Origin of the sequence: Paracoccus thiocyanatus, assembly GCF_900156255.1 — a bacterium.
GTDB classification, from domain to species: domain Bacteria; phylum Pseudomonadota; class Alphaproteobacteria; order Rhodobacterales; family Rhodobacteraceae; genus Paracoccus; species Paracoccus thiocyanatus.
In genome coordinates this window covers 1-24,930 of the sequence record NZ_FTMK01000026.1, presented here as the reverse complement: position 1 = coordinate 24,930, position 24,930 = coordinate 1, and the positions used below count along the sequence as shown (strand labels likewise).

Sequence of the window (24,930 nt, the reverse complement as noted above, 5' to 3'; positions counted from 1 at the left end):
TGTAAACCGGGCGGAACCCTCCTGCGAAAGGCCAAGCCCATGCGCATCTGCCCCGACCTTGCCTCTGCCATCGGCAACACCCCCCTGATCCGGCTCAACCGCGCCTCGGAAGAGACGGGCTGCGAGATCCTGGGCAAGGCCGAGTTCATGAATCCCGGCCAATCGGTCAAGGATCGCGCCGCGCTTTACATCATCAAGGACGCGGTGGCGCGGGGCGAACTGCGCCCCGGCGGCACCATCGTCGAGGGCACGGCCGGCAATACCGGCATCGGCCTGGCGCTGGTCGGCGCCTCGATGGGCTTCCGCTCGGTCATCGTCATCCCCGAGACGCAGAGCCAGGAGAAAAAGGACATGCTGCGCCTGGCCGGGGCCGAACTGGTCGAGGTGCCCGCGGCGCCCTACAGGAACCCCAACAACTATGTGCGCTATTCCGGCCGCCTGGCCGAGGAACTGGCGCGGTCCGAGCCGAACGGCGCCATCTGGGCCAACCAGTTCGACAACGTGGCCAACCGCCAGGCGCATGTGGAAACCACCGGCCCCGAGATCTGGGAACAGACCGGCGGCCGCGTGGACGGGTTCATCTGCGCCGTCGGCTCGGGCGGGACACTGGCGGGCGTCGCGATGGCGCTGCAACCCAAGGGCGTCAAGATCGGCCTGGCCGACCCCGAAGGGGCGGCGCTTTACAGCTTTTACACCACCGGGCAGTTCGAAAGCCCCGGCTCCTCGATCACCGAGGGCATCGGCCAGGGCCGCATCACCGCGAACTTGGAAGGCTTCACCCCCGACCACGCCTATCGCATCCCCGATGCCGAGGCGCTGCCGGTGATCTTTGACCTGCTGGAGCACGAGGGGCTGTGCCTGGGCGGCTCCTCGGGGGTGAACGTGGCCGGCGCGATCCGCATGGCGCGGGACATGGGGCCCGGTCACACCATCGTGACGGTGCTGTGCGACTATGGCACGCGTTATCAGACCAAGCTTTTCAACCCCGAGTTCCTGCGGGCCAAGGGCCTGCCGGTGCCGGGCTGGATGGAACGCAAGCCCGCCGACCTGCCCGAGGTTTACCAGGACTGATCCGACCCCATGCCCCGCCTTGACCCGTTGCCCCGGCTGGCCTCGCTGATCCTTGCGCTGTTCCTGGCCCTGACGCTGCCGGCGCTGGCCCAGCCCGAACAAGAGGCGCCGGATTTCGCCGCCTGGGACAAGCTGGCCGGTCAGGCCGAGCAGATCCTGGAATCCGGTTCGGCCAATGATGCGCGTTTGCAGGCCATCCGGGTCGAGGTGGTGAAATGGCGCGACCGCTTGAAGAACGCGCAAAATCTCAACGCGCCGCGCATCGCCACGGTCAAGGACCAGATCGCCGCGCTGGGGCCGGTCCCGCCCGAAGGCGAGGCCGAACCCCCCGAGATCGCTGCCCGCCGCAAAGAGCTGGCCGAGCAGCTTTCCACCCTTCAGGCGCCGGGATTGCAGGCGGTCGAGGCGCATGGCCGCGCCGACGGCATCGTCGCCCAGATCGACCAGACCGTGCGCGCCCGGCAGACCTTTGCGCTGATCCGCAAGACGCCCACCCCGCTCAACCCGGCGAACTGGGCCCCGGCCATGGCCGAAGCAGCCCATGTCGGCGGCCAGGTTTATGCCGAGACGCGGTCGCGCTGGGACCGCGCCGCCGGCTCGTCCGACTTCGCCGAGCGGCTGACGGTCTTTGCCGGATTGCTGCTGGCGGCGCTGCTGCTTCTGTCGCGGGGCCGGCGCTGGGTCGATTCGCTGCCCTCGCGGCTATCGGCGCGCGCCAGCGATCGGTCGCGCGCAGCGCTGGTCTTTGGCGTTTCCCTGGGCCAGATCGCCATCCCGCTGGCCGGGCTGATCCTGTTCGCCTCGGCGCTGGTGTTTTCGGGACTGTTCGGTGAATGGGGTCTGCCGCTGGTGATGTCGCTGGCGGGGGCGGGCGTGTCCTTCTTTGCCGGGCTGTGGCTGGCGCGGCGGCTGTTTCCGGCGCCCGACACCGCGCTCGCCCCGCCCCTGCCGATGGAGGACGAGCGCCGCGCCAAGGCGCGCTGGCGCGCGACGCTTCTGGCCGCCGCGCTGGCGCTGCATCAGCTTTTCGCGCGCTCGGTCCTGCCGCTTTCGGGCTTTCACAGCCAGAACGACAGCGACACGGTTCCGCAGCGCCTCAGCGAGGCGTCGGCGGGGGTGTGGCATCTGCTGCTGGTGCTGTTCGGCGCCTTCTGCCTTTTGCGGCTCAGCAATGTGCTTCGCGGCATGCGCCGGTTCGAACCGGCGGATGCGCCCGATTACCGCATCCGCGTGGTAAGCTTTCTGGCGATGATCGGGCGGCCGGTGGCGGTGGCTGCGCCGGTGCTGGTGGCAGTGGGCTATGTCACCGCGGGCAATGCGCTGCTGTGGTCCACGATCATGACGCTGGCGCTGGTCGGGCTGCTGATCATCGTGCAAGATTTCATCGCCGATCTTTACGCCCTCGCCAAGGGCGGCGACCAATCGGCGCGCGAGGGGCTGACACCGGTGCTGATCGGCTTTGCCCTGATCGTGCTGTCGCTGCCGGTGTTCGCGCTGATCTGGGGCGCGCGCGTCAGCGACCTGGCCGAAGCCTGGACCAGGGCGCAGCAGGGCTTTGCCTTTGGCGGCGTGCGCTTGTCGCCCATGGCGATCCTGACCTTCGTGATCGTCTTTGCCCTGGGCTATTTCCTGACCAATTTCGTGCAGGGCGCGCTGCGCAGCTCGATCCTGCCCAAGACCCGTCTGGATCCGGGCGGACAGAACGCGGTCCTGTCGATGATCGGCTATGTCGGGGTGGCGCTGGCGGCGGTCTTTGCGGTCACCTCGGCCGGGATCGACCTGACCTCGCTGGCCTTCGTGGCCGGTGCGCTGTCGGTCGGCATCGGTTTCGGCATGCAGCAGGTGGTGTCGAACTTCGTCTCGGGCATCATCCTGCTGGTCGAGCGGCCGATCGCCGTCGGCGACTGGATCGAGGTCGGCGGCCAGCAGGGCACCGTCAGGCGCATGGCCGTGCGCGCCACCCAGATCGAGACCTTCGACCGCACCCAGGTGATCGTCCCGAACTCGAACCTGATCACCCAGCCGGTGACGAACTGGACCCGCGGCAGCCTGGCGGGGCGCATCATCGTCCCGATCACGGTGGGCGTCGCCACCGACAGCCGGCTGGTGGCCGAGCTCTTGCGCGAGATCGCCGAGGATCAGCCGACGGTGCTGGTCAACCCGGCGCCCGCGGTGCTTTTGCGCAGCATCACGGCGTCGGGGCAAAGTTTCGAATTGCGCGCGGTGCTTTCCGACATCAACGGCGGCGTCTCGGTCGTGTCCGAGATCAACCACCAGATCCTTGAACGCTTTGCCGCGGCGGGCATCGTCCTGCCGGGCAGCGTGCGGGGCGCGCAGGACGTCTTCCTGCACCGGCCCGAAGAGACCGCCGCGACCCCGCCCACTCCCGTGCAGCAGGACGCGGAAAGCCCGGACGGCGACGGCGGTCCCGGCCCCTCGGGCCAGGATGCCGGACCCGCCAAGGACGACCCCGCCCGCAGGTAGAAACGCGGCAAACGGCGCCTGGAACCGAACCCCACCGGCCGGGATCAAGGCGCCGCCTTGCGCTTCACCGTTTTGCAAAATACTCCGGCAACCGCGCCCGCAGGCGCTGCGGCTGCCGGCCTAGCGCCGCAGCCGGGTCGAGGGCTCCTGCTCTGGCAGCCCCTCTTGCGACAGCATGATCGCCACCGGGCGCAGCCAGGGGATCTGGGCGCAGACGATCATCATCGCCACCATGATCGGCACCGCCAGAAAGGTGCCGGCGATGCCCCAGACCACGCCCCAGAAGGCCAGCGACAGCACGATCCCGAACGAGGACAGCCGCAGCGTCTGGCCCAGCAGCATCGGGTCGAAGACATTGCCGATGACGAACTGCACCGCCACGGTCAGCCCGCCCACCGTCAGCGTCACCGTCGGATCGCCGGTCTGCGCCAGCACCATGGCCAGGGTGACGACCGTGGCCACGATGGAACCCAGCGTGGGGATGAAGTTCAGGATAAAGGTCAGCATGGCCACCGCCCCGGCCAGGTCCAGCCCCTGAACGCGGAAGATCGCCCAGATCAGCGCCGCCGTGACCGCGCTGATCGCGGCCTTGACCACCAGATAGCGGTTCACCCGGCGCATGATCTTGTAGACGGTTTCCAGCACCTGCCGCGCCTGGTCGGGGTCGCGGGTCAGGCGCTCGACCTTGACCGGAAACCAGATCCGTTCGCTGAACATGAAGCCGACAAAGGTCAGGATCAGCACCGAGCCCGAGATCAGGTTCGACGCCTGCGCCGCGGCCGAGCGCAGCCAGCCCGCGACGTCGATGCTGCCCATGAAGGTGCCGATCGCCTCTTGCACATTCGGTCCCCAGCGCTGGCTTAGCCGCGCCATCGCCATCTGCGCCCGGTCGGCATAGGCGATCGAGGTCGAGACCACTTCGTTCACCTGCGCCACCACCGCCGTCGCCGCCCAAAGCAGGCCCACGGCGATGGCGATCAGCGCCAGCGTCGTTGCCAGCCAGTTCGGGACCTTCAGCCGGGCAAAGGCGGAAATCGCATCGCTGGTCAGCGAGAAGATGATGATGGCGAAGACCAGGCAGATCAGGATGAAGCGCGCCTGCACCAGCAGGAACAGGACCAGACCAAAGGCGATCACGCCCAGAAAGCCGGTCTGCAACCGCTCGCTCAGATGCGAGTCCCGTCTGTCCAAACGCGTCCCCTCATGCTCGGGTGGCGGGGCACGGCTGCGCGCGCCCCGGCCTTGCCTCAGGCTTCGGCCTCATCCTCGCCATTCTCGGCGATGCGGGCAACAGAAACCACTTCCTCGCCCGGCGCGGTGTTGAAGACCCGCACGCCGCCCGCGGAACGCGAGCGGAAGCTGATCCCGTCCACCGGCACCCGGATCGACTGCCCGGTCGAGGTGGCCAGCATGATCTGGTCGTCGCGGTCCACGGGGAAACTGGCGACCAGCGGCCCGCCGCGCATCGCCTTGTCCATGGCCATGACGCCCTGGCCGCCGCGGCCGCGCACCGGGTAGTCGTGGGACGAGCTGATCTTGCCCGCGCCGCGCGCGGTGATGGTCAGGATCAGATCCTCGGCCGCCGACATCTCGGCATAGCGGTCCTGGCCGATGGCGGCTTCGGCGACGCTGTCCTCGTCCTCGTCCGCTTCGGCGCCGTCGTCCAGCGCGCCCTCGACGGCCCGGCGCATCTTCAGATAGGCGGCGCGCTCGCCCGCCTCGGCCTCGAAATGCCGGATCACCGACATGCTGACCACATGGTCGCCCTGGGCCAGGCGGATGCCGCGCACCCCGGTCGAATCGCGTCCCTTGAACACCCGCACATCGGTGGTCGAAAAGCGGATCGCCCGGCCCGCGGCCGTCACCAGCATGATGTCGTCGCTTTCCGTCGCCATGCGGGCGCCGATCAGTTCGACCCCTTCGGGCAGCTTCATCGCGATCTTGCCGTTGCGCATGACATTGGCAAAATCGGACAGCGCATTGCGGCGCACGTCGCCGTCCGAGGTGGCAAAGACCACCTGATAGCCGTCCCATTCGCTTTGCGGCGCATCGACCGGCATCAAGGCGGCGATGGAAACGCCGCTGTCGATGGGCAGGATATTGACGATGGCCTTGCCCTTGCCGGTCCGCCCGCTTAGCGGCAGCCGCCAGGTCTTGAGCCGATAGACCATGCCGTCGGTGGTAAAGAACAGCAGTTCGGTATGTGTATTGGCGACGAACAGCGTCGTGACCACGTCGTCTTCCTTGGTCGCCATGCTCGACAGACCCTTGCCGCCACGGCGCTGGCTGCGGAACTCGGCCAGGGCCGTGCGCTTGATATAGCCGCCCGAGGTGATGGTGACGACCATGTCCTCGCGCTCGATCAGGTCTTCGTCGTCCAGGTCGCCCGCCCAGTCGGTGATCTCGGTCCGGCGCGGCACCGCGAACAGATCCTTTACCTCGCGCAGCTCGTCCGAGATGATGGCCATGATCCGCTCGCGCGAGGCCAGGATCGCCAGGTAATCGCGGATGGCATCGGCCAGGGATTTCAATTCGTCGGTGACTTCCTGGACGCCGATCTGGGTCAGCCGTTGCAGGCGCAGTTCCAGGATCGCGCGGGCCTGGGTTTCGGACAGGTTATAGGTGCCGTCCTCATTCACCGGATGCAGCGGGTCGTCGATCAGCTTCAGATAGACGACGATGTCCTGGGCCGGCCAGCGCCGGGTCATCAGCCGCTGGCGCGCCTCGGCGGCATCGGCCGAGCTGCGGATGGTGGCCACCACCTCGTCCACGTTCGAGACCGCCACGGCAAGGCCGCAAAGCACATGCGCCCGTTCGCGCGCCTTGCGCAATTCGTAAGCGGTGCGGCGCGCCACCACTTCCTCGCGGAAGGTGATGAAATGGGTCAGGAAGTCGCGCAGCGTCAACTGTTCGGGCCGGCCGCCGTTCAGCGCCAGCATGTTGGCGCCGAAGCTGGTCTGCATCGGGGTAAAGCGGAACAGCTGGTTCAGCACCACCTCGGCAGTGGCGTCGCGTTTCAGCTCGATCACCACCCGAACGCCGACGCGGTCGGATTCGTCCTGGACATGGGCGATGCCCTCGATGCGCTTTTCCTTGGCAAGCTCGGCGATCTTTTCGATCAGGCTGGCCTTGTTCACCTGATAGGGGATTTCATCCAGGATGATCGCCTGGCGGCCGGCGCGGGTCTCCTCGATCCGGGTCTTGGCCCGCAGGACGATGCTGCCCCGCCCCTCCAGATAGGCCTTGCGCGCGCCTGAACGGCCCAGGATGATGCCGCCGGTGGGGAAATCGGGGCCAGGCACGATCTCCAGCAGCCGCTCGGTCGGCAGGTCCGGGTTCTCGATCAGCGCCAGGGTGGCGTCCACCACCTCGGCCAGGTTGTGGGGCGGGATATTCGTGGCCATGCCGACGGCGATGCCGCCCGCGCCATTGACCAGCATGTTGGGGAAACGCGCCGGCAGCACCGTCGGTTCGCGGTCCTTGCCGTCGTAATTGTCCTGGAAATCGACGGTATCCTTGTCGATATCCATCATCAGATAGGCCGAGGGCTTGTCCATCCGCACCTCGGTATAGCGCATGGCGGCCGGGCTGTCGCCATCCATGGAGCCGAAATTGCCCTGGCCGTCCAGCAGCGGCAGGGACATGGAAAAGTCCTGCGCCATCCGCACCAGCGCGTCATAGATCGAGGCGTCGCCATGCGGGTGATATTTCCCCATCGTGTCGCCGACCGGGCGGGCCGATTTGCGATAGGGCTTGTCATGGGTATTGCCGGTTTCGTGCATGGCGAAAAGCACGCGGCGATGCACCGGCTTCAGCCCGTCGCGCAGGTCGGGGATCGCCCGGCTGACGATCACCGACATGGCATAGTCCAGATAGGACGAGCGCATCTCGTGCGCGATGTCGATCACCGGACCGTCATGGGGCATCACGGCGCGTTCCGAACCGCCGCTTTCGGGGGTGTCGTCGTCGTTTTCGGGGATGTCAGCCACGGGAAACCTCAAGATCTTGTTGGGTCAGGGTCTATCCCATACCTGCCTTGGGTGCAATCTTGACGGGCCGGATTTCCGCGCCCTCAGGCCCGCCCGGCGGCGCGGTTGCGTCCGCGGGCCGAGGCCAGCCACAGCGCCGAAAGACCGGCCGAAAGAATGGCGTTCCAGCCGGCCATGGAAATGCCAAGCAGGCTCCACGCCACCTCGTCGCAGCGTACCACCGGCGCCTTTTCCAGCGCCGCCATCAGGTCCTGCGTGGACATGCGGGCCAGCCCCGAGACCCCGCCCGAGCAATGCTGCGGCCCCTGCCACATCTGCAATTCGACCCCGGCGTGATAGATCGCAAGCCCGGTCGCGCCAAGTGCCGCCAGCAATCCCAGCGCCGCCAGCCAGCGTTTCCAGCCAAGGAACCAGACCAGCCCGCCGATGATGGCGGCGGCCAGATGCGGCCAGCGTTGCAGGACGCACAATTCGCAAGGCGCATAGCCCAAGCCTTGAAAGACCAGCGCGGCGGCCAGCAGGGCGGCGGAACCCGCGCCGGCGGTCACGGCAAGATGCTTGCTTGAAAATCCGTTCATGGGCCTTGGGTTAGGCCCGCGCGCGATGGCCGGCAAGTGCCAATCGCGTGAACTCAATGCGGCTTCCAGGTGACGACGCGATAAAGATAGACCGCCACCACCGCCACCACCACCAGCTTGGAGAGCGGATCGATCCAATCCGCGACCAACGCGTAGTTTTCGTGCAGCACCAGCCCGGCAAAGGCCAGCACCCCGGTCCAAAGCGCGCTGCCAAGCGTGGTGTAGAGCAGGAACTTCCACATCGGCATCCGCGCCAGCCCCGCCGGGACCGAGATCAGCGTCCGGGCCGCCGGGACCATGCGGCCGAAGAACACCGCCATGCTGCCGTGGCGCTGGAACCATTCATGCGCCGCGTCGATGTCCGAGGGCGACAGCGTCAGCAGCCGGCCGTGGCGGGCGGCGAAACGCTTGAGCCTCTCTTCCCCGAACCACAGGCCGACATAATACCAGACCAGCGTGCCCAGGACCGAGCCGATGGTGCCGACAACGATGGTCAGGGTCAGCGACAGCCGCCCGCCACCGGCCAGGAAGCCGGCAAGCGGCATGATCACCTCGGACGGGATGGGGGGAAAGACGTTCTCGGCCACCATGAGCATCAGCACGCCCAGATAGCCCCAGCTTTCGATCGTCGAAACCACCCAGTCGAACATGCCCGCCCCTTTCGTTTCGACCCGTGCTGCGGGCTGGGGCCGGAACTGTCAAGCCCGCGCGCGTGTTGCGCCATGGCAGGGTTGCGATAACCCTGGCGGGCGAGGGCAGCGGCGGAAAGGACGGCGCGATGGAATGGCGGGGCAGGCGCGGCAGCAAGAATGTCGAGGATCGGCGCGGCATGGGCCGGGCCGCGGGCGCTGGCGGCATGGGCGTCGTCGGCGTGCTGGTGGTGCTGGCGGTGGGCTATTTCTTCGGCATCGACATCTCGCCCATCGTGGGCGCCATCGACGATGGCGGCCAGTCGGCCGAGCCGCGCGAACTGACCCAGGAAGAGCGCGAGATCGGCCAGTTCGTCTCGGTCGTGCTGGCCGATACCGAAGAGGTCTGGGCGGGCGTGCTGCCCGACCAGGCGGGGATAGGCTATCAGGATCCGGGGCTGGTGCTGTTTTCCGGCGCCGTGCAATCGGCCTGCGGCGGCGCCTCGGCGGCGATGGGGCCGTTCTATTGTCCCAATGACCGCAAGGTCTATCTGGACACGGATTTCTTTCGGGTCATGGCCGGCAAGATGGGGGCGGGGGGCGATTTCGCCTATGCCTATGTCATCGCGCATGAGGTCGGCCATCACGTGCAGAACATGACCGGCATCCTGTCCGAGGTGAACGGGCTGCGCGCCCGGCTGAACGAGCGCGATTCGAACCGGCTGTCGGTCGCCACCGAATTGCAGGCGGATTGCTATGCCGGGATCTGGGCGCGCCAGGCCAGCCAGCAGTTCGGCGCCATCGAAGAGGGCGATATCGACGAGGCGATCAACGCCGCCGCCGCGGTGGGCGACGATACGCTGATGGAAAGCGCCGGCCGGGCGGTGGTGCCCGACGCCTTTACCCATGGCTCGGCCGCCGAGCGGCAGACCTGGTTCAAGCGCGGCTTCGCCTCGGGGCAGATGGGGCAATGCGACACGTTCGGCGCGGCAGGGCTTTAGGCCCGCACCACCGGGGGCGGGCGCGCCCAGGTCGCCGGAGTATTTGGAAAACGGTGAAAGGCGGGCGCTGCGCCAACCTGTCGCGGCGGCGCCTATGGGCGCTGCATCTGGAAGCCGCGGGGACGTTCCGTGGTGGCCCAATCCGGCCAGAACCCGAAATGTTCCAGCCCGGCCAGCAGCAGCCCGGCCGCGATGATGCCAAGCACCAGCTTGACGGTGCCGGGTTTTGGCGGGTTGCGGGCCCAGCGTGATGCCCGGATCAGCCAGATGAGGTTGTTCATGCGCCCCTTCCTTTGCTAGTGCTGCCCCGCAAACCGAACCTGCTTTCCGGGACGACCTCTTGCCTCAGCACAGCGACAGCCGAATCCTGCCCTATACCGCCGACCAGATGTATGCGCTGGTCGCCGATATCGAAAGATACCCCGAGTTCCTGCCCTGGAACACCGCCGCCCGCATCCGCGCCCGCCGGCCGGGCCCCGCGGGCAGCGAGGTGGTCGAGGCCGACCTGGTCATCAGCTTCAAGGTGTTTCGCGAACGTTTCGGCTCTCGGGTGACGCTGTGGCCCCAGACGAAGCGGATCGACACCGAATACCTGGACGGGCCTTTCAGGTATCTGCGCAGCGGCTGGAGTTTCGCGGACCTGCCGGAAGGCGGCTGCAAGGTGGATTTCTTCGTCGATTTCGAGTTCCGCAACGCCATCCTGGGCAAGGTGATCGGCGTCGTCTTCGGCGAGGCGATGATGCGCATCGTGCGCGCCTTTGAAGAGCGGGCCCGCGCGCTTTACGGCGCCTGACGCGCGCCCTGCCAGATCTGCTGGTCCAGGGCCAGCGCGGCGCGCAGCCCCGCTTCGGCCGCGGGCGCCAGATCGGTCGTAGCATGGGGCGAAACATTGCGGCGCCGCAGCCGGATCGGCATCCCCAGCCGGTCGGACAGGAATTCGGTCAGCGCCGGCATCGCCTCGTAGCGGAAGACGTGGTCGACCGCGACGCTGCCATCAGGTCCGGTCAGAAAGTCGGACTGCCGGCCCAGCCGGGCATGGGCGGGGCGGTCGCCGGCGCGCAGGTAATCCCGGACGAAGTCCGCGAAGCTGATCCCTGCCGTGCTGTTCGGGTGGCCGATCAATTCGTCGCGGGCGCGAAAGCGATACCAGCTGCGCAGCCAGTCCAGCGGTTCGCGGATCGCCGCCACGGTTTCGAATGCGGGCCCGCCCAGCGGCGCGAGCAGCGGCCGGATGCGGTTGAGGTATTGGCGCAGGTTCAGGTGCTTGATTTCGGGGCGGGACCGAAAGGCGATCTCGGCCCTGGGGGCCAGGGCCTGTTCCAGCGCCGTCGTGCCGGTCTTGGGCACCGACAAAAGCACAAGGCGTGGTTCGATAAAGATCAACATGGGCGGAATTTCAACGCGGACATGGCAGCCGCTTAGCGGCCGCCGCGCGCGCTGGCAAGGCGGGCCGGTGGGCGGCCCGCCTGCTGCGGCATCAGATCACGCCAAAGGCGCGCATCGGCTCGGCCACGCGGATGAAGCCGGCGATGTTGGCGCCGATGACATAGTCGCCCGGCGCGCCGAATTCCTCGGCCGTGCTGTAGCAGCTATCATGGATGTCGCGCATGATCGTGGCCAGCCGGCTTTCGGTCTTTTCGAAGCTCCAGCGGTCGCGCGAGGCGTTTTGCTGCATCTCCAGCGCCGAGGTGGCGACGCCGCCGGCATTCGCCGCCTTGCCGGGGCCGAATTTCACGCCGGCCTGCTGGAAGGTGCGGATCGCCTCGGGGGTGCAGGGCATGTTGGCGCCTTCGCCGACGGCGGTGACGCCGTTCGCGACCAGTTTCTTGGCGTCCTTGCCCGTCAGCTCGTTCTGGGTGGCCGAGGGCATGGCGACCTCGCAGGCCACGTCCCAGATCGAGCCTTCGCCGGATTTCACGAAATAGACGCCGTTGCCTTCGCCCTTCATGCGGACATATTGCGAGATGCGGCCGCGGCGCACTTCCTTGATTTCCTTGACCAGATCCAGGTCGATGCCGGCTTCGTCCACGATATAGCCCGAGCTGTCGGAACAGGCGACGACCCGGCCGCCGAATTCCTGCACCTTCTCGATGGTGTAGATCGCGACATTGCCCGAGCCCGAGACGACGACCGTCTTGCCGTCGAAATCGGTGCCGCCGGTCTTCAGCATGGCCTGAGTGAAATAGGTGTTGCCGTAGCCCGTCGCCTCTTTGCGGGCCAGCGAGCCGCCGTAGAACAGCCCCTTGCCGGTCAGCACGCCCGCCTCGTAGCGGTTGGTCAGGCGCTTGTATTGCCCGAACAGATAGCCGATCTCGCGCGCGCCCACGCCAATGTCGCCCGCCGGCACGTCGGTATATTCGCCCAGGTGGCGGTAAAGCTCGGTCATGAAGCTTTGGCAAAAGCGCATGATCTCGCCGTCCGAGCGGCCCTTGGGGTCGAAGTCCGAGCCGCCCTTGCCGCCGCCGATGGGCAGGCCGGTCAGCGCGTTCTTGAAGATCTGCTCGAAGCCCAGGAACTTGATGATCCCGACATTCACCGAAGGGTGGAAGCGCAGGCCGCCCTTATAGGGACCCATGGCCGAGGAAAACTGCACCCGGAAGCCGCGATTGATCTGCACCCGGCCCTTGTCGTCGGTCCACGGCACGCGGAAGATGATCTGGCGCTCGGGTTCGCAGATGCGCTCGATCAGCGCGTCTTCCAGGTAGTCGGGGCGCTTGGCGACGACGCGGCCCAGGCTTTCCAGCACCTCTCGCACGGCCTGGTGAAACTCTGGCTCGCCCGCGTTGCGGCGGACCACCTCCTCGTAGATGGGGGCAAGCTTGTCGTCGATCTGCGGCATTCGCGGAATCCTTACCTTGGGGTCGGACGGCTCCTTAGCCCAAGGTCCAGGCAATTTGAATGGGCAAAGCGCAGTTTTCGGGCAGAACGCCCCATTTTTTGGCGAAATGTCGCAGCCACAGCCGGAAAATCCAGCAATATCACGGCGCAGCGCGGATTCTGCCCGGCGGTTTCGGCGCGCATGAAAAGGCCGCCCGGCGGTTTTTTCGCCGGACGGCCCAAGGGCGCGCAGGGTCGGGATCAGCGGCGTCCCGCCTCCAGCGCGTCCTCGAATGTGCGCAGGCCGGTCGTCGGGGCCTGCACCAGCACCGCCATGTTGCCGGGCTTGTGTTCGTTGCGCAGCATCTTCAGATGCGCGGCCGGGATCTCGGCCCAGGGAAAGACCTCGGACATGCACGGGTCGATGCGGCGTTCCAGCATCAGCTTGTTGGCGGCCGACGCCTGTTTCAGATGCGCGAAGTGCGACCCTTGCAGGCGCTTCTGGTGCATCCACATGTAGCGCACGTCAAAGGTGCAGTTGAAGCCGCTGGTGCCGGCGCAGATCACCACCATGCCGCCCTTTTTGCACACGAAGGTGCTGATCGGGAACGTCGCCTCGCCGGGATGTTCGAAGACGATATCGACATTGTTGCCCTTGCCGGTAAAGTCCCAGATCGCCTTGCCGAAGCGGCGCGCCTCGTTGAACCATTCCTTGTATTCGGGGGTGTTGACGGTCGGTAGCTGCCCCCAGCACTTGAAGTCCTTGCGGTTGATGACGCCCTTGGCGCCCAGCGACATCACGAAATCGCGCTTGTCCTCGTCGCTGATGACGCCGATCGCGTTGGCGCCCGCCGCATTGATCAACTGGATGGCAAAGCTGCCAAGCCCGCCCGACGCGCCCCAGACCAGCACGTTCATGCCCGGCTTCAGCTCGTGCGGCTGGTGCCCGAAAAGCATGCGATAGGCGGTGGCCAGCGTCAGCGTGTAGCAGGCCGATTCTTCCCAGGTCAGGTGTTGCGGGCGGCGCATCAACTGCTGGGCCTGGACGCGGGTGAATTGCGCAAAGCTGCCATCCGGCGTCTCATAGCCCCAGATGCGCTGGCTGGGCGAATACATCGGGTCGCCGCCGTTGCATTCCTCGTCATTGCCGTCGTCCTGGTTGCAGTGGATGACGACCTCGTCGCCGACCTTCCAGTTCTTGACCTTGTCGCCCACCGCCCAGATGATCCCCGACGCGTCCGAACCCGCGACGTGATAGGGTGCGCCATGGCCGTCAAAGGGACTGACCGGCACGCCAAGCCCGGCCCAGATGCCGTTATAGTTGACGCCGGCGGCCATCACCAGGACCAGCACTTCGTTGCTGTCGATGGGCGGGGTCTCGACCACCTCGACCTGCATGGCCTTGTCGGGTTCGCCATGGCGTTCGCGGCGGATGGCCCAGGCATACATCTTCTTGGGCACATGGCCCAGGGGCGGCATCTCGCCGATCTCGTAAAGATCCTTTTCGGGCGCGTCATAGGGCGCGATCGGGGTCGGTTGGTCCAGGGCCATGCTTGCATTCCTCTTGTGCGTTGCGCCGCCATCTCTGCCGCAGCGCAGAATCAGCGTATGGTCGCTTGCCCCGTTCTAAAATCGGCCGCGCAACATTGCAACATCACAGATCAGTTAATTGTAATAATATGTCGTGAGGATCTGCGGCCCCTGCGGCACAGGCCGGTATCTGGCGGCGGGGTTCCGGTTTTCGGGCCTTGGCCGCTTTCTGCGACGCGGCGAATTGACCGGGCATGATTGTTACGCTATCCCTTCCACAGTCGTAATATTGTTGCGAGGATAGATCGTGGCCGAGAAAGACAAACCCTGGCTTTTCCGCACCTATGCCGGCCATTCGACCGCCGAGAAATCCAACGCGCTTTACCGGGGCAACCTGGCAAAGGGACAGACCGGGCTGTCGGTGGCCTTCGACCTGCCGACGCAGACCGGCTATGACAGCGACCACATCCTGGCGCGGGGCGAGGTCGGCAAGGTCGGCGTCCCCGTCTGCCACCTGGGCGATATGCGGATGCTGTTCGACCAGATCCCGCTGGAACAGATGAACACCTCGATGACGATCAATGCCACCGCGCCCTGGCTGCTGTCGCTTTACATCGCCGTGGCCGAGGAGCAGGGGGCCGATGTCGCCAAGCTGCAAGGCACGGTGCAAAACGACATCATCAAGGAATACCTGTCGCGCGGCACCTATATCTGCCCGCCCAAGCCCTCGCTGCGGATGATCACCGATGTTGCGGCCTATACGGCGAAGAACCTGCCGAAATGGAACCCGATGAACGTCTGTTCCTATCACCTGCAAGAGGCGGGGGCGACGCCCGAGCAGGAACTGGCCTATGCGCTGGCGACCGGCATCGCGGTGCTGGACGATCTGCGCGGCAAGGTCGAGCCGCAGGACTTTCCGGCCATGGTCGGCCGCATCAGCTTCTTCGTGAACGCCGGCATCCGCTTCGTGACCGAACTGTGCAAGATGCGCGCCTTTACCGAGCTTTGGGACGAGATCTGCCGCGAACGCTACGGCATCGAAGAGGCGAAATACCGCCGCTTCCGCTATGGCGTGCAGGTCAACAGCCTGGGCCTGACCGAGCAGCAGCCGGAAAACAACGTCTATCGCATCCTGCTGGAGATGCTGGCGGTCACGCTGTCCAAGAATGCCCGTGCCCGCGCCGTGCAATTGCCGGCCTGGAACGAGGCGTTGGGCCTGCCGCGTCCCTGGGACCAGCAATGGTCGCTGCGCATGCAGCAGATCGTCGCCTATGAGACGGACCTCTTGGAATATGGCGACCTCTTCGACGGCAACCCGGTGATCGCCGCCAAGGTCGAGGACCTGAAATCCGGCGCCCGCGCCGAACTGGCGACGCTGGACCAGATGGGCGGCGCCATCGCCGCCATCGAATACATGAAGTCGCGGCTGGTCGAATCCAATGCCGAGCGGCTGAACCGCATCGAGGCCAATGAGACGGTGGTGGTGGGCGTCAACCGCTGGCAGCAGGGCGAGCCCTCGCCGCTGACGGCGGGCGATGGCGGCATCATGGTCGTGGACCCGGCGGTCGAGCAGGACCAGATCGCCAGGTTGGACGCCTGGCGGCAGGCGCGCGACGAGACGGCCGTCGAGGCCGCCTTGGCCGCGCTGCGCGATGCCGCGCAGCAGGGCCGGAACGTGATGCCCTTCAGCGTCGCCGCCGCCAAGGCCGGCGCCACCACCGGCGAATGGGCGGCGGTCATGCGGCAGGTCCACGGCGAATATCGCGGCCCGACCGGGGTCTCGACCAGCCCCTCGAACCGGACCGAGGGGCTGGAGCCGATCCGCGAGGCGGTGGATGCGGTCAGCCAGCGCCTTGGCCGGCGGCTGAAGTTCCTGGTCGGCAAGCCGGGCCTTGACGGCCATTCCAACGGCGCCGAGCAGATCGCCTTCCGCGCGCGGGACTGCGGCATGGACATCACCTATGAAGGCATCCGCCTGACCCCCGAGCAGATCGTCGCCCGCGCCGCCGAGGACGGCGCCCATGTCGTCGGCCTGTCGATCCTGTCGGGCAGCCACCTGCCGCTGATCGAAGAGCTGATGGAGCGGATGCGCGCCGCCGACCTTGCGCATGTTCCGGTCATGGTCGGCGGCATCATCCCCGACGAGGATGCGGAAAGGCTGCTGAAGATGGGCGTGGCGCGGGTCTATACGCCCAAGGATTTCGAGTTGAACCGGATCATGATGGACATCGTGGCCCTTGTCGAGCCCGAGGAAGCGGCCGCCTGAGCCGGTGGCACGGCCGCATGGGTATTTGAGCAACGAAGAAGTCCGGCGCCGCGCCCTCGGCTTCTTCGTTGTCCAAATACCCAAATCGCAACCGCGCCGTCAGTCCCTGAGCAGCAGAAGCAGCGCGGCGATGGTCGCCAGCACCCCAGGCAGCACGGCCAGCGGCGGCATGCCCTGCGCGAGCGCGGCCTCGAGCCCGATCACCCAGGCCGGCGTCAGATAGGTATAGGCCATCACCTTGGACGATGGCAGGCGCATGGTGGCGAATTGCACCAGCGCCGTGGTCAGCGCGCTGGCAAAGATCGCCACATAGATCAGCGTCACCCAGACGATGGCCGGCAGATGCGCCCAATCCGTGTCGAGGATCGCCTTTCCACCCCAGATAAGCAGGATCAGCCCGCCCGCGGCAAGGGTGGCGAGGTCGAGACGATCGGCCTCTCGCCCCGGTTCAGCCGGCGCACCAGCGGCGTGTAAAGCGCATGGGCCGCGCAGCCGACCAGGTAGATCGCCTCGCCGCGGCCGAATTCCAGCCGCATCAGCGCCGCCGGATCGCCGCCGAAGATCACCCAAAGCGACCCCGCCGCCCCCAATCCCAGCGCCAGGGCGATGCGCCCGGTCATGCGCTGCCGCATCAACAGCCAGCCGAAGCCCGCCGACATCAGCGGCGTCAGCGTGAACACCGCCGCGGCCGAGACGGGCAGGGCGGTCTTGAGCCCCTCGAACATCAGCACGAAATAGGCGGCGAAAAGCCCGCCCAGCAGCAGATAGCGCCAGGGCGCGCGAAAGGCTTCGCGCGGGATGCCGGGGCCGGCCATGGCAAGGCCGCCGACCACGCCGGCCGCGATGGCAAAGCGCGCCGCCGAGATCGCCGCCGGGTCGATCAGGTTCGCCGCCCGCGCCCCCAGCGAGAACGATCCCGCGATCGCGGCCGAAAACAGCAGCATTGCCGCATGGCCTTGCAGCGCCTCGCGGCGCATTCGGGGCAGCACCGAAAGCTCGGCCATCAGCGGCGCCGCGGCCCGTGGCACAGGTCATCCGGCCTTGCGCCGCCCGCGCCCGGCCGACGGCCTGGCCGGCCCATGGCGACGGCGATGGTTTCCGCGGACGGAAAAGCCGGGAAGCGGCGGGTGGAATGGGTCATGGTTCGGGCCTCCGGTCCGCGAGATTTCCACCAAAGCCGGGGCAGGGTCAACCGGCCCGGTTGACTTTGGCGGCCATTGGCCCTATCCACGCCGGGATTCCCGGAAGGTCTGCCCTTCCGGTCCCCGCGCCTTGTCCGGGGATCGCCCCCCGTCAGCGCGTTGCGCCCACGGGGGCGTATCTGTTTATTCGCGTCCCGCATCCGGGGCAACGGCAACCATTGGAGGGCCGCCGATGTTTGAAAACCTGTCCGACCGCCTTGGCGGCGTCTTCGACCGGCTGACCAAGCAGGGCGCGCTGTCCGAGGATGATGTCGCCGCCGCCATGCGCGAGGTGCGCGTCGCGCTGCTGGAAGCAGACGTTTCGTTGCCCGTCGCGCGCAGCTTCGTGAAATCGGTGACGCAGAAGGCGGCGGGAAGCGCCGTCACCAAGTCGATCACCCCCGGCCAGCAGGTCGTCAAGATCGTCCATGACGAGCTGATCAAGGTCCTGCAAGGCGAGGATGCGCCCGACGCGCTGCGCATCGACAACCCGCCGGCGCCGATCCTGATGGTCGGGCTTCAGGGTTCGGGCAAGACCACCACCACGGCCAAGCTGGCGAAACGCCTCAAGGACCGCGAGAAGAAGCGGGTGCTGATGGCGTCCCTTGACACCAACCGCCCGGCCGCGATGGAGCAGCTGGCGATCCTGGGAACCCAGATCGGCGTCGATACCCTGCCCATCGTGCCGGGCGAGAATGCGGTGCAGATCGCGAAGCGCGCCAAGCAGCAGGCCAGCCTGGGCGGCTATGACGTCTATATGCTCGACACCGCCGGGCGGCTGCATATCGACGAAGTGCTGATGGACGAGGTGCAGGCGGTCCGCGACGTGGCCAGCCCGCGCGAGACGCTGCTGGTCGTCGACGGTTTGACCGGCCAGGATGCCGTGAACGTCGCGGCCGAGTTCGACGGCAAGGTCGGGATTTCCGGCGTGGTGCTGACCCGCATGGACGGCGACGGGCGCGGCGGTGCTGCGCTGTCGATGCGCGCCGTGACCGGCAAGCCGATCCGCTTTGTCGGCCTGGGCGAAAAGATGGACGCGCTGGAGGTATTCGACGCGCAGCGCATCGCCGGCCGCATCCTGGGCATGGGCGACATCGTGGCCCTGGTCGAAAAGGCCCAGGAAGTGCTGGAGGTCGAGCAGGCCGAGCGCATGATGAAGCGCTTCCAGAAGGGCATGTTCAACATGAACGACCTGCGCGGCCAGCTTGAGCAGATGCTCAAGATGGGCGGGATGCAGTCGATCATGGGCATGATGCCCGGCATGGGCAAGATGGCCAAGCAGGCCGAGGCCGCCGGCTTCGACGACAAGGCGATCAAGCGTCAGATCGCGCTGATCAACTCGATGACGAAAAGGGAACGCGCCAATCCCGACCTGTTGCAGGCCAGCCGCAAGAAGCGCATCGCCGCCGGCGCGGGCATGGAAGTGTCGGAACTGAACAAGCTGCTGAAGATGCAAAAGCAGATGGCCGACACGATGAAGAAGCTGGGCAAGATGGGCAAGGGCGGGATGCTGAAACAGGCCATGCGCGCCATGACCGGCAAGGGCGGCGGGCTGCCCGACATGGCCAATGTCGATCCCGAGAAGATGGCCGAGGCGACGCGGATGCTGCAAGACCCCAAGGGGCTGGGCGGCCAGTTGGGCGGCATGGGCCTGCCCGGCGGGCTGTCGGGCCTGTTCGGGAAGAAATGAGCGCATGATCCGGCTTGCCGACACGCCCGTGCTGACGACCGAGCGGCTGGTCCTGCGCGCCCCGCAGGCCGGCGACTGGCCGGCATGGCGCGACTTTTTCGAAAGCGACCGCGCCGGCTTTGTCGGCGGGCCGATGGTGCAGCCGGGCCAGTCCTGGCGGGCCTTCGGCCATTTCATCGGCCATTGGGTGCTGCGCGGCTATGGCATGTTCGTGCTGACCGAGCGCGGATCGGACCTGGGGCTGGGGGCGGTCGGGCCGTGGTTTCCCGACGGCTGGCCCGAGCATGAGATCGGCTGGACGCTGTGGTCCGGCGGGCTGGAGGGCCGGGGCTATGCGCAGGAAGCGGTCCTTACGGCGCGCGATTTCGCGCTGCGCACGCTCGGCTGGTCCCGGCCGGTCAGCTATATCGACCCCGCGAATGCGCGTTCGATCGCGTTGGCCCGCCGGCTGGGCGCCGTGCACGACCCGCAGGCCAAGGCGCCGCATTTCGGGGATGACCGTTCGCCGCCGCATGTCTTTCGCCATCCTCTCGCAGGTGCGGCATGAACGGTGCGTCCCGTCTCGGCATGGCGCCGCGCATTGCTATCGCTGGAGGCCCGAATGAGTGATCCGACCACCCGTGCCGCGGCCTTGCTGCGCGACCACCGCGCCAGCATCGACCGGCTGGACGCGATCCTGGTCTATACACTGGCCGAACGCTTCAAGCACACCCAATCCGTCGGCCGCCTCAAGGCCGAACACGACCTTCCTCCGTCCGATCCCGCCCGCGAGGCGAACCAGATCGAGCGGCTGGAACGCCTCGCGCGCGAGGCCGATCTCGACCCGGAATTCGCGCGCAAATTCCTGAACTTCGTGATCGCCGAAGTGATTCGGCATCACGAGACCTTCCAGTCCTGACGCGGGGGGTTCCCCCGCCGACCCGCCATTCAAAGGAGAAGACCCAATGGCAATGAAAATCCGCCTGGCCCGTGGTGGCAGCAAGAAACGCCCCCATTACGCCATCGTCGCGACCGATTCGCGTATGCCGCGCGACGGCCGCTTCCTGGAAAAGCTGGGCACCTATAATCCGCTGCTGCCCAAGGATTCCGAAGACCGCATCAAGATGGACGTCGAGCGGGTGCAATACTGGCTGGCCCAGGGCGCGCAGCCGACCGACCGCGTCGCCCGTTTCCTGGAAGCCGCCGGCATCAAGGACAAGTCCGAGCGCAAGAACCTGAAGAAGGGCGAACCGGGCAAGGCCGCCAAGGAACGCGCCGAAAAGCGCGCCGCGCGCGAAGCCGCCGCCAACGCCCCGGCCGAAGAAGCCGCTTCGGAATAATGACCGAGCGGGTCTGTGTCGGTGCGATCGCGGGCGCCTTTGGCGTCCGGGGCGAGGTGAGGCTGAAGAGCTTTACCTCGCAACCAGATGATATTGCCGCATATTCCCCGCTTTATACCGAAGACGGCAGCCGCTCGTTCACCGTCCGCCTGACGCGGCCGGTGACGGGCGGGCTTGGCGCCCGCCTGTCGGGGGTCGAGACGCGCGAACAGGCCGAGGCGCTTAGGGGCGTCACGCTTTGGGCTGACCGCGACAAGCTTCCGGCGCTGCCGGACGACGAATTCTATCATGCCGACCTGATCGGCCTGTCGGTCCATGACACCGGCGGCGCGCTGCTGGGCAAGGTCCGCGCGATCTATGACCACGGCGCCGGCGACATCCTGGAGATCCACGGTGCGGGCCGGGGGGTGCTGCTTTTGCCCTTTACCCGCGCCTTCGTGCCCACGGTGGACCTGGCTGCGGGCCGCATCGTCGCCGACCCGCCGGAAGAACAGGAATGACCGGCGCCGCGAAATCCCATGGCCGGCTGTCGATCCGCGCCAGCCGGCAGCCGCGCGACCTGATGGCCCAGCCGCAGGTCAGGGGCGCCTGGACCGCCCAGGTCGTCACGCTTTTCCCCGAGGCTTTTCCGGGGGTTCTGGGACTTTCCTTGACGGGAAGGGCGCTGGCCGAGGGGCTGTGGAACCTGCGCAGCATCGACCTGCGCCCCTTTGGCATCGGCAAGCACCGCAACGTGGACGACACGCCCGCCGGCGGCGGCGCCGGCATGGTGATCCGCGCCGACGTGATGGATGCGGCGCTGCGCGAGGCGGGGGCCGACCTGCCGGTGATCTATCTGTCGCCGCGCGGCAGGCCCTTTACCCAGGCCCGCGCCCGCGAACTGGCCCAAGGTCCCGGCATGACGCTGATCTGCGGCCGCTTCGAAGGCGTGGACCAGCGCGTCCTGGACGCCCATGGCGTCGAAGAGATCAGCATCGGCGACTATGTCCTGACCGGCGGCGAACTGGCGGCGCAGGTCTTGATCGACGCGACGGTTCGCCTTATACCGCGCGTGCTGGGGAATCAGGACTCTCTGGCCGAGGAATCCTTTTCCCCGGACCATGGCGGCCTGCTGGAACATCCCCAGTATACGAAGCCCGCCCTTTGGGAAGGCCGCGCGATCCCGGACGTGCTTTTGTCCGGCAATCACGCGGCTATTGCCAATTGGCGACACGATATGGCCGAAAGGCTGACCAAGGAACGCCGCCCCGACCTGTGGCGGGCATATGGGCAAGCCCCTATGGACCCGGCAAAGGACCGACAGCTCTCGGGCGCATCAGACCAATCGCGGGACTACCGCGAGCAACCGAAGGAACCATAGCGATGAACCTGATCGCCCAGTTGGAAGCCGAGCAGATCGCCGCGCTCGGCAAGGATATCCCCGATTTCAAGGCCGGCGACACCGTCCGCGTCGGCTATAAAGTGACCGAAGGCACCCGCACCCGCGTGCAGATGTACGAAGGCGTCGTCATCTCGCGCAAGGGCGGCAGCATCGGCGCGTCGTTCACCGTGCGCAAGATCTCGTTCGGCGAGGGTGTCGAGCGCGTCTTCCCGCTTTATTCGACCAATATCGACTCGATCACCGTGGTGCGCCGCGGCCGCGTCCGCCGCGCCAAGCTGTATTACCTGCGCGCCCGCCGCGGCAAGTCGGCCCGGATCGCCGAGGTCAGCAACTACAAGCCCAAAGCCGAAGCCAAGGCCTGAGGAGACGCGCCATGAAAGCAGACATCCATCCCGACTATCACCTGATCGAGGTCAAGATGACCGACGGCACCACCTATCAGGTGCGCTCGACCTGGGGCAAGGAAGGCGACACCATGTCGCTGGACATCGACCCCAGCGTCCATCCCGCCTGGACCGGCGGCTCGGCCAAGCTGATGGACACCGGCGGCCGCGTGTCGAAGTTCAAGAACAAATATGCGGGCCTGGGCTTCTGATCCAGCCACCAGCCGCAGATGCGAACGCCGCCCCCCGCAGGGCGGCGTTTTTCGTTTGCGGTAGCCCGCCCCGCCGCAGATGCCCCGACCACCCCGCTGCCGCGCTGAAAGAATGAAGCCGCAACAAAAGCTTGACGGGGCCGCCTGCCGCCCGGAAAAGCCGGATCCGCCGCGCCTGGGCGCTTTTCAAGCCGCCGGCCTGGCCCTATGGTCCGCAGGCCGGCAGGGCGGGGGGATTCATGGCGCATATCATCGTCGTCGGGAATGAAAAGGGCGGTTCGGGCAAGTCCACGACCTCGATGCATGTGGCGACCGCGCTGGCGCGCATGGGCCACCGGGTCGGCGCATTGGACCTGGACCTGCGCCAGCGCAGCTTTGGCCGCTACCTGGAAAACCGCGCCGCCTTTGCCCGGCGCGAGGGGCTAGAGCTGCCCATGCCGATCCTGGGCCTGCTGGAGCCGGAAAGCCCCGGCGGTCCCGACCCGCTGTCGCAGGCGGTTTCCACGCTCGAATCGGAATGCGATTTCATCCTGCTGGACTGTCCCGGCTCGCATACCCGGCTTAGCCAGATGGCGCATACGCTGGCCGATACGCTGGTCACGCCGATGAATGACAGTTTCGTCGATTTCGACCTTTTGGCCCGGCTGTCGCCCGAGGGCAGGATCCTTGGCCCCTCGATCTATGCCGAGATGGTCTGGTCGGCCCGGCAATTGCGCGGCGAGGCGGGGGCGGGGCCGATCGACTGGCTGGTGCTGCGCAACCGGCTGGGCACGCAGGCCATGCACAACAAGCGCAAGGTCGGCGGCGCCTTGACCGCTTTGTCCCGGCGTATCGGCTTTCGCGTCGCACCCGGTTTTTCCGAACGGGTGATCTTTCGCGAACTGTTCCCGCGCGGCCTGACGCTGCTGGATCTCAAGGATATCGGCACGGAACAGCTTAACATGTCCAATATCGCCGCCCGGCAGGAACTGCGGGACCTGGTCGGAGAGTTGAATCTACCCGGCGTCAGCGTTTCCTTCTGAAGCCCGGCCGGCATTGTTGCCGGGGATGGGCGCCATTATGTTGCGCCGCAGGTTTGATTGGAGGGGATGATGGCGGCAAGCGGCCGGCTTACCGGAATCATGGCGATGCTTGCCCTGTCCTTGTCGGGAATGGCGCCGGCCCTGGCCGAAACCGCCCAAGGGGCCGCGCCCGCCGAACGGCCGGTGGTGACGCTGGCCCAGGCCGAGCGCGGCTGGATCGAGGCGCGGGTGCCGGTCTCGGGCTCGCTGGTCGCCCGGCAGGAGGTTCAGGTCCACGCCCTGGTGTCGGGGCACGAAATCACCGGGATCGAGGCCGAGGTCGGCGACAGCGTGACGGCGGGGCAGGTGCTGGCGCGCCTGTCCGAAGACGTGCTGTCGGCGGAACTGGCCCAGGCCGAGGCCGAATATCAGCGCGCCGAAGCCGGGATCAGCCAGGCCGAAAGCCAGATCGCCAGCGCCGATGCCAGCCTGACCCAGGCGGTCGCGGTGCTGGAGCGCACCCGCAGCCTGCGGCAAAGCGGCAATGCCAGCCAGGCGGTGCTGGACCAGGCCATCGCGACCGAGGCTTCGGCGCGGGCGGCGCTGGCCTCGGCGTCCGACGGGCTGGGGGTGGCGCGCGCGGCCCTGGCCCAGGCCCATGCGGCGCGGCGCATTGCCCGGCTGAACCTGGACCATGCCCGCATCACCGCGCCGGTCGCGGGCGTGGTGGTCGCGCGCAGCGCGCGGCTGGGGGCCATTCCCGGTGGCGAGCCGTTGTTCACCCTGATCGCCGCCGGCGAGGTCGAACTTGAGGCCGACGTGATCGAAACCGCCCTGAGCCAGTTGCAACCGGGCGACGCGGCCGAGATCGAGGTTGCGGGCCTGGGCCGGGTCCAGGGCCGGTTGCGCCTGTCCCCGGCCGCGGTCGATCCGGTGACGCGGCTGGGTCAGGCGCGGATCGCGCTGGACCCCGTGCCGGGGTTGCGGCCGGGGCTTTTCGCCAGCGGCTGGGTCATCACCGACCGGCGGCAGGCGGTGACGGTGCCGGCCTCGGCCGTGCTGGCAGACGCCTCGGGCGAACGGGTGCAGGTGGTCAAGGACGGCCGGATCGACACGCGCGAGGTCCGCGCCGGGCAGATCTGGCAGGGCCGGCGCGAGATCCTGGAGGGCGTCGAGGCCGGCGAGGCGGTCGTGGCCCGCGCCGGCGCCTTCTTTCGCAGCGGCGACCAGGTGCAGGCCGCGCCATGAATTTCTCGGCCCTTTCCATACGCCATCCGGTGCCGCCCATCGCGGTCTTCCTCGTGCAGCGTTGTTGCAGAACTCATGAGCTTCCGGGATTCACGGCGTGAATCCGGTGGGTTAAGAGCCTGCCATGAGCAAGCCCGAACCTGCCCGCTA

The 24,930-nt window shown here is 67.1% G+C and carries 23 protein-coding genes and 1 pseudogene; 15 read left to right on the top strand and 9 right to left on the bottom strand.

Going from position 1 to position 24,930, the window contains the following annotated elements; all coding sequences use genetic code 11:
* The first annotated feature begins 39 nt into the window (after positions 1-39).
* Both F3H32_RS14985 and F3H32_RS14980 read left to right on the top strand, forming a co-directional pair.
* Positions 40-1,071 (top strand): cysteine synthase A, encoded by a 1,032-nt coding sequence (locus F3H32_RS14985; protein WP_149766534.1) that lies wholly within the window; start codon positions 40-42, stop codon positions 1,069-1,071.
* Between the two features lie 9 nt (positions 1,072-1,080).
* A complete protein-coding gene (locus F3H32_RS14980) occupies positions 1,081-3,555 on the top strand; it encodes a DUF3772 domain-containing protein (protein WP_149766533.1) in 2,475 nt (824 codons plus the stop codon).
* A 120-nt stretch (positions 3,556-3,675) separates the two neighbouring features.
* On the opposite strand, the gene F3H32_RS14975 is transcribed toward F3H32_RS14980, so the two are convergent.
* From F3H32_RS14975 to F3H32_RS14960, 4 genes are all read right to left on the bottom strand, one after another.
* Positions 3,676-4,746, bottom strand: coding sequence for an AI-2E family transporter (locus tag F3H32_RS14975; RefSeq protein ID WP_115755035.1), 1,071 nt, complete (start codon positions 4,744-4,746; stop codon positions 3,676-3,678).
* Between the two features lie 56 nt (positions 4,747-4,802).
* Positions 4,803-7,481 (bottom strand): DNA gyrase subunit A, encoded by a 2,679-nt coding sequence (gene gyrA, locus F3H32_RS14970; RefSeq protein WP_149766540.1) that lies wholly within the window; start codon positions 7,479-7,481, stop codon positions 4,803-4,805.
* Positions 7,482-7,627: 146 nt separating this feature from the next.
* Entirely contained in the window at positions 7,628-8,122 is a 495-nt protein-coding gene (locus F3H32_RS14965) for a disulfide bond formation protein B (protein ID WP_149766532.1), read from the bottom strand.
* Between the two features lie 53 nt (positions 8,123-8,175).
* Positions 8,176-8,772, bottom strand: coding sequence for a DedA family protein (locus F3H32_RS14960; RefSeq protein ID WP_149766531.1), 597 nt, complete (start codon positions 8,770-8,772; stop codon positions 8,176-8,178).
* A 128-nt stretch (positions 8,773-8,900) separates the two neighbouring features.
* Between F3H32_RS14960 and ypfJ the strand changes: the two genes are divergently transcribed.
* Positions 8,901-9,752 carry a KPN_02809 family neutral zinc metallopeptidase gene (gene ypfJ, locus F3H32_RS14955; RefSeq protein ID WP_149766530.1) on the top strand — a complete coding sequence of 284 codons (852 nt, stop codon included), beginning with the start codon at positions 8,901-8,903 and terminating at the stop codon, positions 9,750-9,752.
* A gap of 92 nt (positions 9,753-9,844) precedes the next feature.
* On the opposite strand, the gene F3H32_RS14950 is transcribed toward ypfJ, so the two are convergent.
* Positions 9,845-10,033: a hypothetical protein gene (locus F3H32_RS14950; protein WP_149766529.1), complete on the bottom strand. Its 189-nt coding sequence runs from the start codon at positions 10,031-10,033 to the stop codon at positions 9,845-9,847.
* A 59-nt stretch (positions 10,034-10,092) separates the two neighbouring features.
* Between F3H32_RS14950 and F3H32_RS14945 the strand changes: the two genes are divergently transcribed.
* The gene (locus tag F3H32_RS14945; protein WP_115755031.1) at positions 10,093-10,545 is read left to right on the top strand and encodes a type II toxin-antitoxin system RatA family toxin; all 453 of its coding nucleotides are present in this window, start codon (positions 10,093-10,095) and stop codon (positions 10,543-10,545) included.
* On the opposite strand, the gene F3H32_RS14940 is transcribed toward F3H32_RS14945, so the two are convergent.
* The 3 genes from F3H32_RS14940 to ccrA form a co-directional block, all read right to left on the bottom strand.
* Positions 10,533-11,138 (bottom strand): gamma-glutamyl kinase, encoded by a 606-nt coding sequence (locus tag F3H32_RS14940; RefSeq protein WP_149766528.1) that lies wholly within the window; start codon positions 11,136-11,138, stop codon positions 10,533-10,535. The two genes, F3H32_RS14945 and F3H32_RS14940, sit on opposite strands and share 13 nt — an antisense overlap.
* A 91-nt stretch (positions 11,139-11,229) precedes the next feature.
* Positions 11,230-12,591: an NADP-specific glutamate dehydrogenase gene (gene gdhA / locus F3H32_RS14935; RefSeq protein WP_149766527.1), complete on the bottom strand. Its 1,362-nt coding sequence runs from the start codon at positions 12,589-12,591 to the stop codon at positions 11,230-11,232.
* A gap of 239 nt (positions 12,592-12,830) precedes the next feature.
* Positions 12,831-14,120 (bottom strand): crotonyl-CoA carboxylase/reductase, encoded by a 1,290-nt coding sequence (gene ccrA / locus F3H32_RS14930; RefSeq protein WP_149766526.1) that lies wholly within the window; start codon positions 14,118-14,120, stop codon positions 12,831-12,833.
* Between the two features lie 286 nt (positions 14,121-14,406).
* On the opposite strand from ccrA, the gene F3H32_RS14925 reads away from it, so the two are divergent.
* Positions 14,407-16,365: a protein meaA gene (locus F3H32_RS14925; RefSeq protein ID WP_149766525.1), complete on the top strand. Its 1,959-nt coding sequence runs from the start codon at positions 14,407-14,409 to the stop codon at positions 16,363-16,365.
* 99 nt (positions 16,366-16,464) lie between these two features.
* Here the strand turns inward: F3H32_RS14925 and F3H32_RS14920 are convergent.
* A pseudogene (locus tag F3H32_RS14920) lies at positions 16,465-17,369 on the bottom strand (DMT family transporter).
* 370 nt (positions 17,370-17,739) lie between these two features.
* Here F3H32_RS14920 and ffh point away from each other — a divergent pair.
* From ffh to F3H32_RS14870, 10 genes are all read left to right on the top strand, one after another.
* Positions 17,740-19,236: a signal recognition particle protein gene (ffh, locus tag F3H32_RS14915; protein ID WP_115755026.1), complete on the top strand. Its 1,497-nt coding sequence runs from the start codon at positions 17,740-17,742 to the stop codon at positions 19,234-19,236.
* 4 nt (positions 19,237-19,240) lie between these two features.
* Positions 19,241-19,783, top strand: coding sequence for a GNAT family N-acetyltransferase (locus F3H32_RS14910; protein ID WP_149766524.1), 543 nt, complete (start codon positions 19,241-19,243; stop codon positions 19,781-19,783).
* A 54-nt stretch (positions 19,784-19,837) separates the two neighbouring features.
* Positions 19,838-20,134, top strand: coding sequence for a chorismate mutase (locus F3H32_RS14905; protein ID WP_115755024.1), 297 nt, complete (start codon positions 19,838-19,840; stop codon positions 20,132-20,134).
* Between the two features lie 46 nt (positions 20,135-20,180).
* Positions 20,181-20,555, top strand: a complete 375-nt coding sequence (gene rpsP / locus F3H32_RS14900; protein WP_149766523.1) for a 30S ribosomal protein S16 — start codon at positions 20,181-20,183, stop codon at positions 20,553-20,555.
* A complete protein-coding gene (rimM, locus tag F3H32_RS14895) occupies positions 20,555-21,055 on the top strand; it encodes a ribosome maturation factor RimM (RefSeq protein ID WP_149766522.1) in 501 nt (166 codons plus the stop codon). Before rpsP ends, rimM begins: the two co-directional genes overlap by 1 nt.
* Positions 21,052-21,915 (top strand): tRNA (guanosine(37)-N1)-methyltransferase TrmD, encoded by an 864-nt coding sequence (trmD, locus tag F3H32_RS14890; protein ID WP_149766521.1) that lies wholly within the window; start codon positions 21,052-21,054, stop codon positions 21,913-21,915. The genes rimM and trmD overlap by 4 nt, the downstream gene beginning before the upstream one ends.
* A 2-nt stretch (positions 21,916-21,917) precedes the next feature.
* A complete protein-coding gene (gene rplS, locus F3H32_RS14885; protein WP_115755020.1) occupies positions 21,918-22,298 on the top strand; it encodes a 50S ribosomal protein L19 in 381 nt (126 codons plus the stop codon).
* A gap of 11 nt (positions 22,299-22,309) precedes the next feature.
* Entirely contained in the window at positions 22,310-22,531 is a 222-nt protein-coding gene (gene rpmE, locus F3H32_RS14880) for a 50S ribosomal protein L31 (RefSeq protein ID WP_115755019.1), read from the top strand.
* Between the two features lie 239 nt (positions 22,532-22,770).
* Entirely contained in the window at positions 22,771-23,553 is a 783-nt protein-coding gene (locus F3H32_RS14875; protein WP_149766520.1) for a division plane positioning ATPase MipZ, read from the top strand.
* 99 nt (positions 23,554-23,652) lie between these two features.
* Positions 23,653-24,780, top strand: a complete 1,128-nt coding sequence (locus tag F3H32_RS14870; RefSeq protein WP_223191481.1) for an efflux RND transporter periplasmic adaptor subunit — start codon at positions 23,653-23,655, stop codon at positions 24,778-24,780.
* Positions 24,781-24,930 lie beyond the last annotated feature (150 nt).

Coding starts and splice junctions, on each gene's coding strand:
- F3H32_RS14985 (WP_149766534.1), top strand. CDS start 40: ATGCGCATCTGCCCCGACCTTGCCTCTGCCATCGGCAACACCCCCCTG.
- F3H32_RS14980 (WP_149766533.1), top strand. CDS start 1,081: ATGCCCCGCCTTGACCCGTTGCCCCGGCTGGCCTCGCTGATCCTTGCG.
- gyrA (WP_149766540.1), bottom strand. CDS start 7,481: ATGCCCCATGACGGTCCGGTGATCGACATCGCGCACGAGATGCGCTCG.
- F3H32_RS14965 (WP_149766532.1), bottom strand. CDS start 8,122: ATGAACGGATTTTCAAGCAAGCATCTTGCCGTGACCGCCGGCGCGGGT.
- F3H32_RS14960 (WP_149766531.1), bottom strand. CDS start 8,772: ATGTTCGACTGGGTGGTTTCGACGATCGAAAGCTGGGGCTATCTGGGC.
- ypfJ (WP_149766530.1), top strand. CDS start 8,901: ATGGAATGGCGGGGCAGGCGCGGCAGCAAGAATGTCGAGGATCGGCGC.
- F3H32_RS14950 (WP_149766529.1), bottom strand. CDS start 10,033: ATGAACAACCTCATCTGGCTGATCCGGGCATCACGCTGGGCCCGCAAC.
- F3H32_RS14940 (WP_149766528.1), bottom strand. CDS start 11,138: ATGTTGATCTTTATCGAACCACGCCTTGTGCTTTTGTCGGTGCCCAAG.
- gdhA (WP_149766527.1), bottom strand. CDS start 12,591: ATGCCGCAGATCGACGACAAGCTTGCCCCCATCTACGAGGAGGTGGTC.
- ccrA (WP_149766526.1), bottom strand. CDS start 14,120: ATGGCCCTGGACCAACCGACCCCGATCGCGCCCTATGACGCGCCCGAA.
- ffh (WP_115755026.1), top strand. CDS start 17,740: ATGTTTGAAAACCTGTCCGACCGCCTTGGCGGCGTCTTCGACCGGCTG.
- F3H32_RS14910 (WP_149766524.1), top strand. CDS start 19,241: ATGATCCGGCTTGCCGACACGCCCGTGCTGACGACCGAGCGGCTGGTC.
- F3H32_RS14905 (WP_115755024.1), top strand. CDS start 19,838: ATGAGTGATCCGACCACCCGTGCCGCGGCCTTGCTGCGCGACCACCGC.
- rpsP (WP_149766523.1), top strand. CDS start 20,181: ATGGCAATGAAAATCCGCCTGGCCCGTGGTGGCAGCAAGAAACGCCCC.
- rimM (WP_149766522.1), top strand. CDS start 20,555: ATGACCGAGCGGGTCTGTGTCGGTGCGATCGCGGGCGCCTTTGGCGTC.
- trmD (WP_149766521.1), top strand. CDS start 21,052: ATGACCGGCGCCGCGAAATCCCATGGCCGGCTGTCGATCCGCGCCAGC.
- rplS (WP_115755020.1), top strand. CDS start 21,918: ATGAACCTGATCGCCCAGTTGGAAGCCGAGCAGATCGCCGCGCTCGGC.
- rpmE (WP_115755019.1), top strand. CDS start 22,310: ATGAAAGCAGACATCCATCCCGACTATCACCTGATCGAGGTCAAGATG.
- F3H32_RS14875 (WP_149766520.1), top strand. CDS start 22,771: ATGGCGCATATCATCGTCGTCGGGAATGAAAAGGGCGGTTCGGGCAAG.
- F3H32_RS14870 (WP_223191481.1), top strand. CDS start 23,653: ATGGCGATGCTTGCCCTGTCCTTGTCGGGAATGGCGCCGGCCCTGGCC.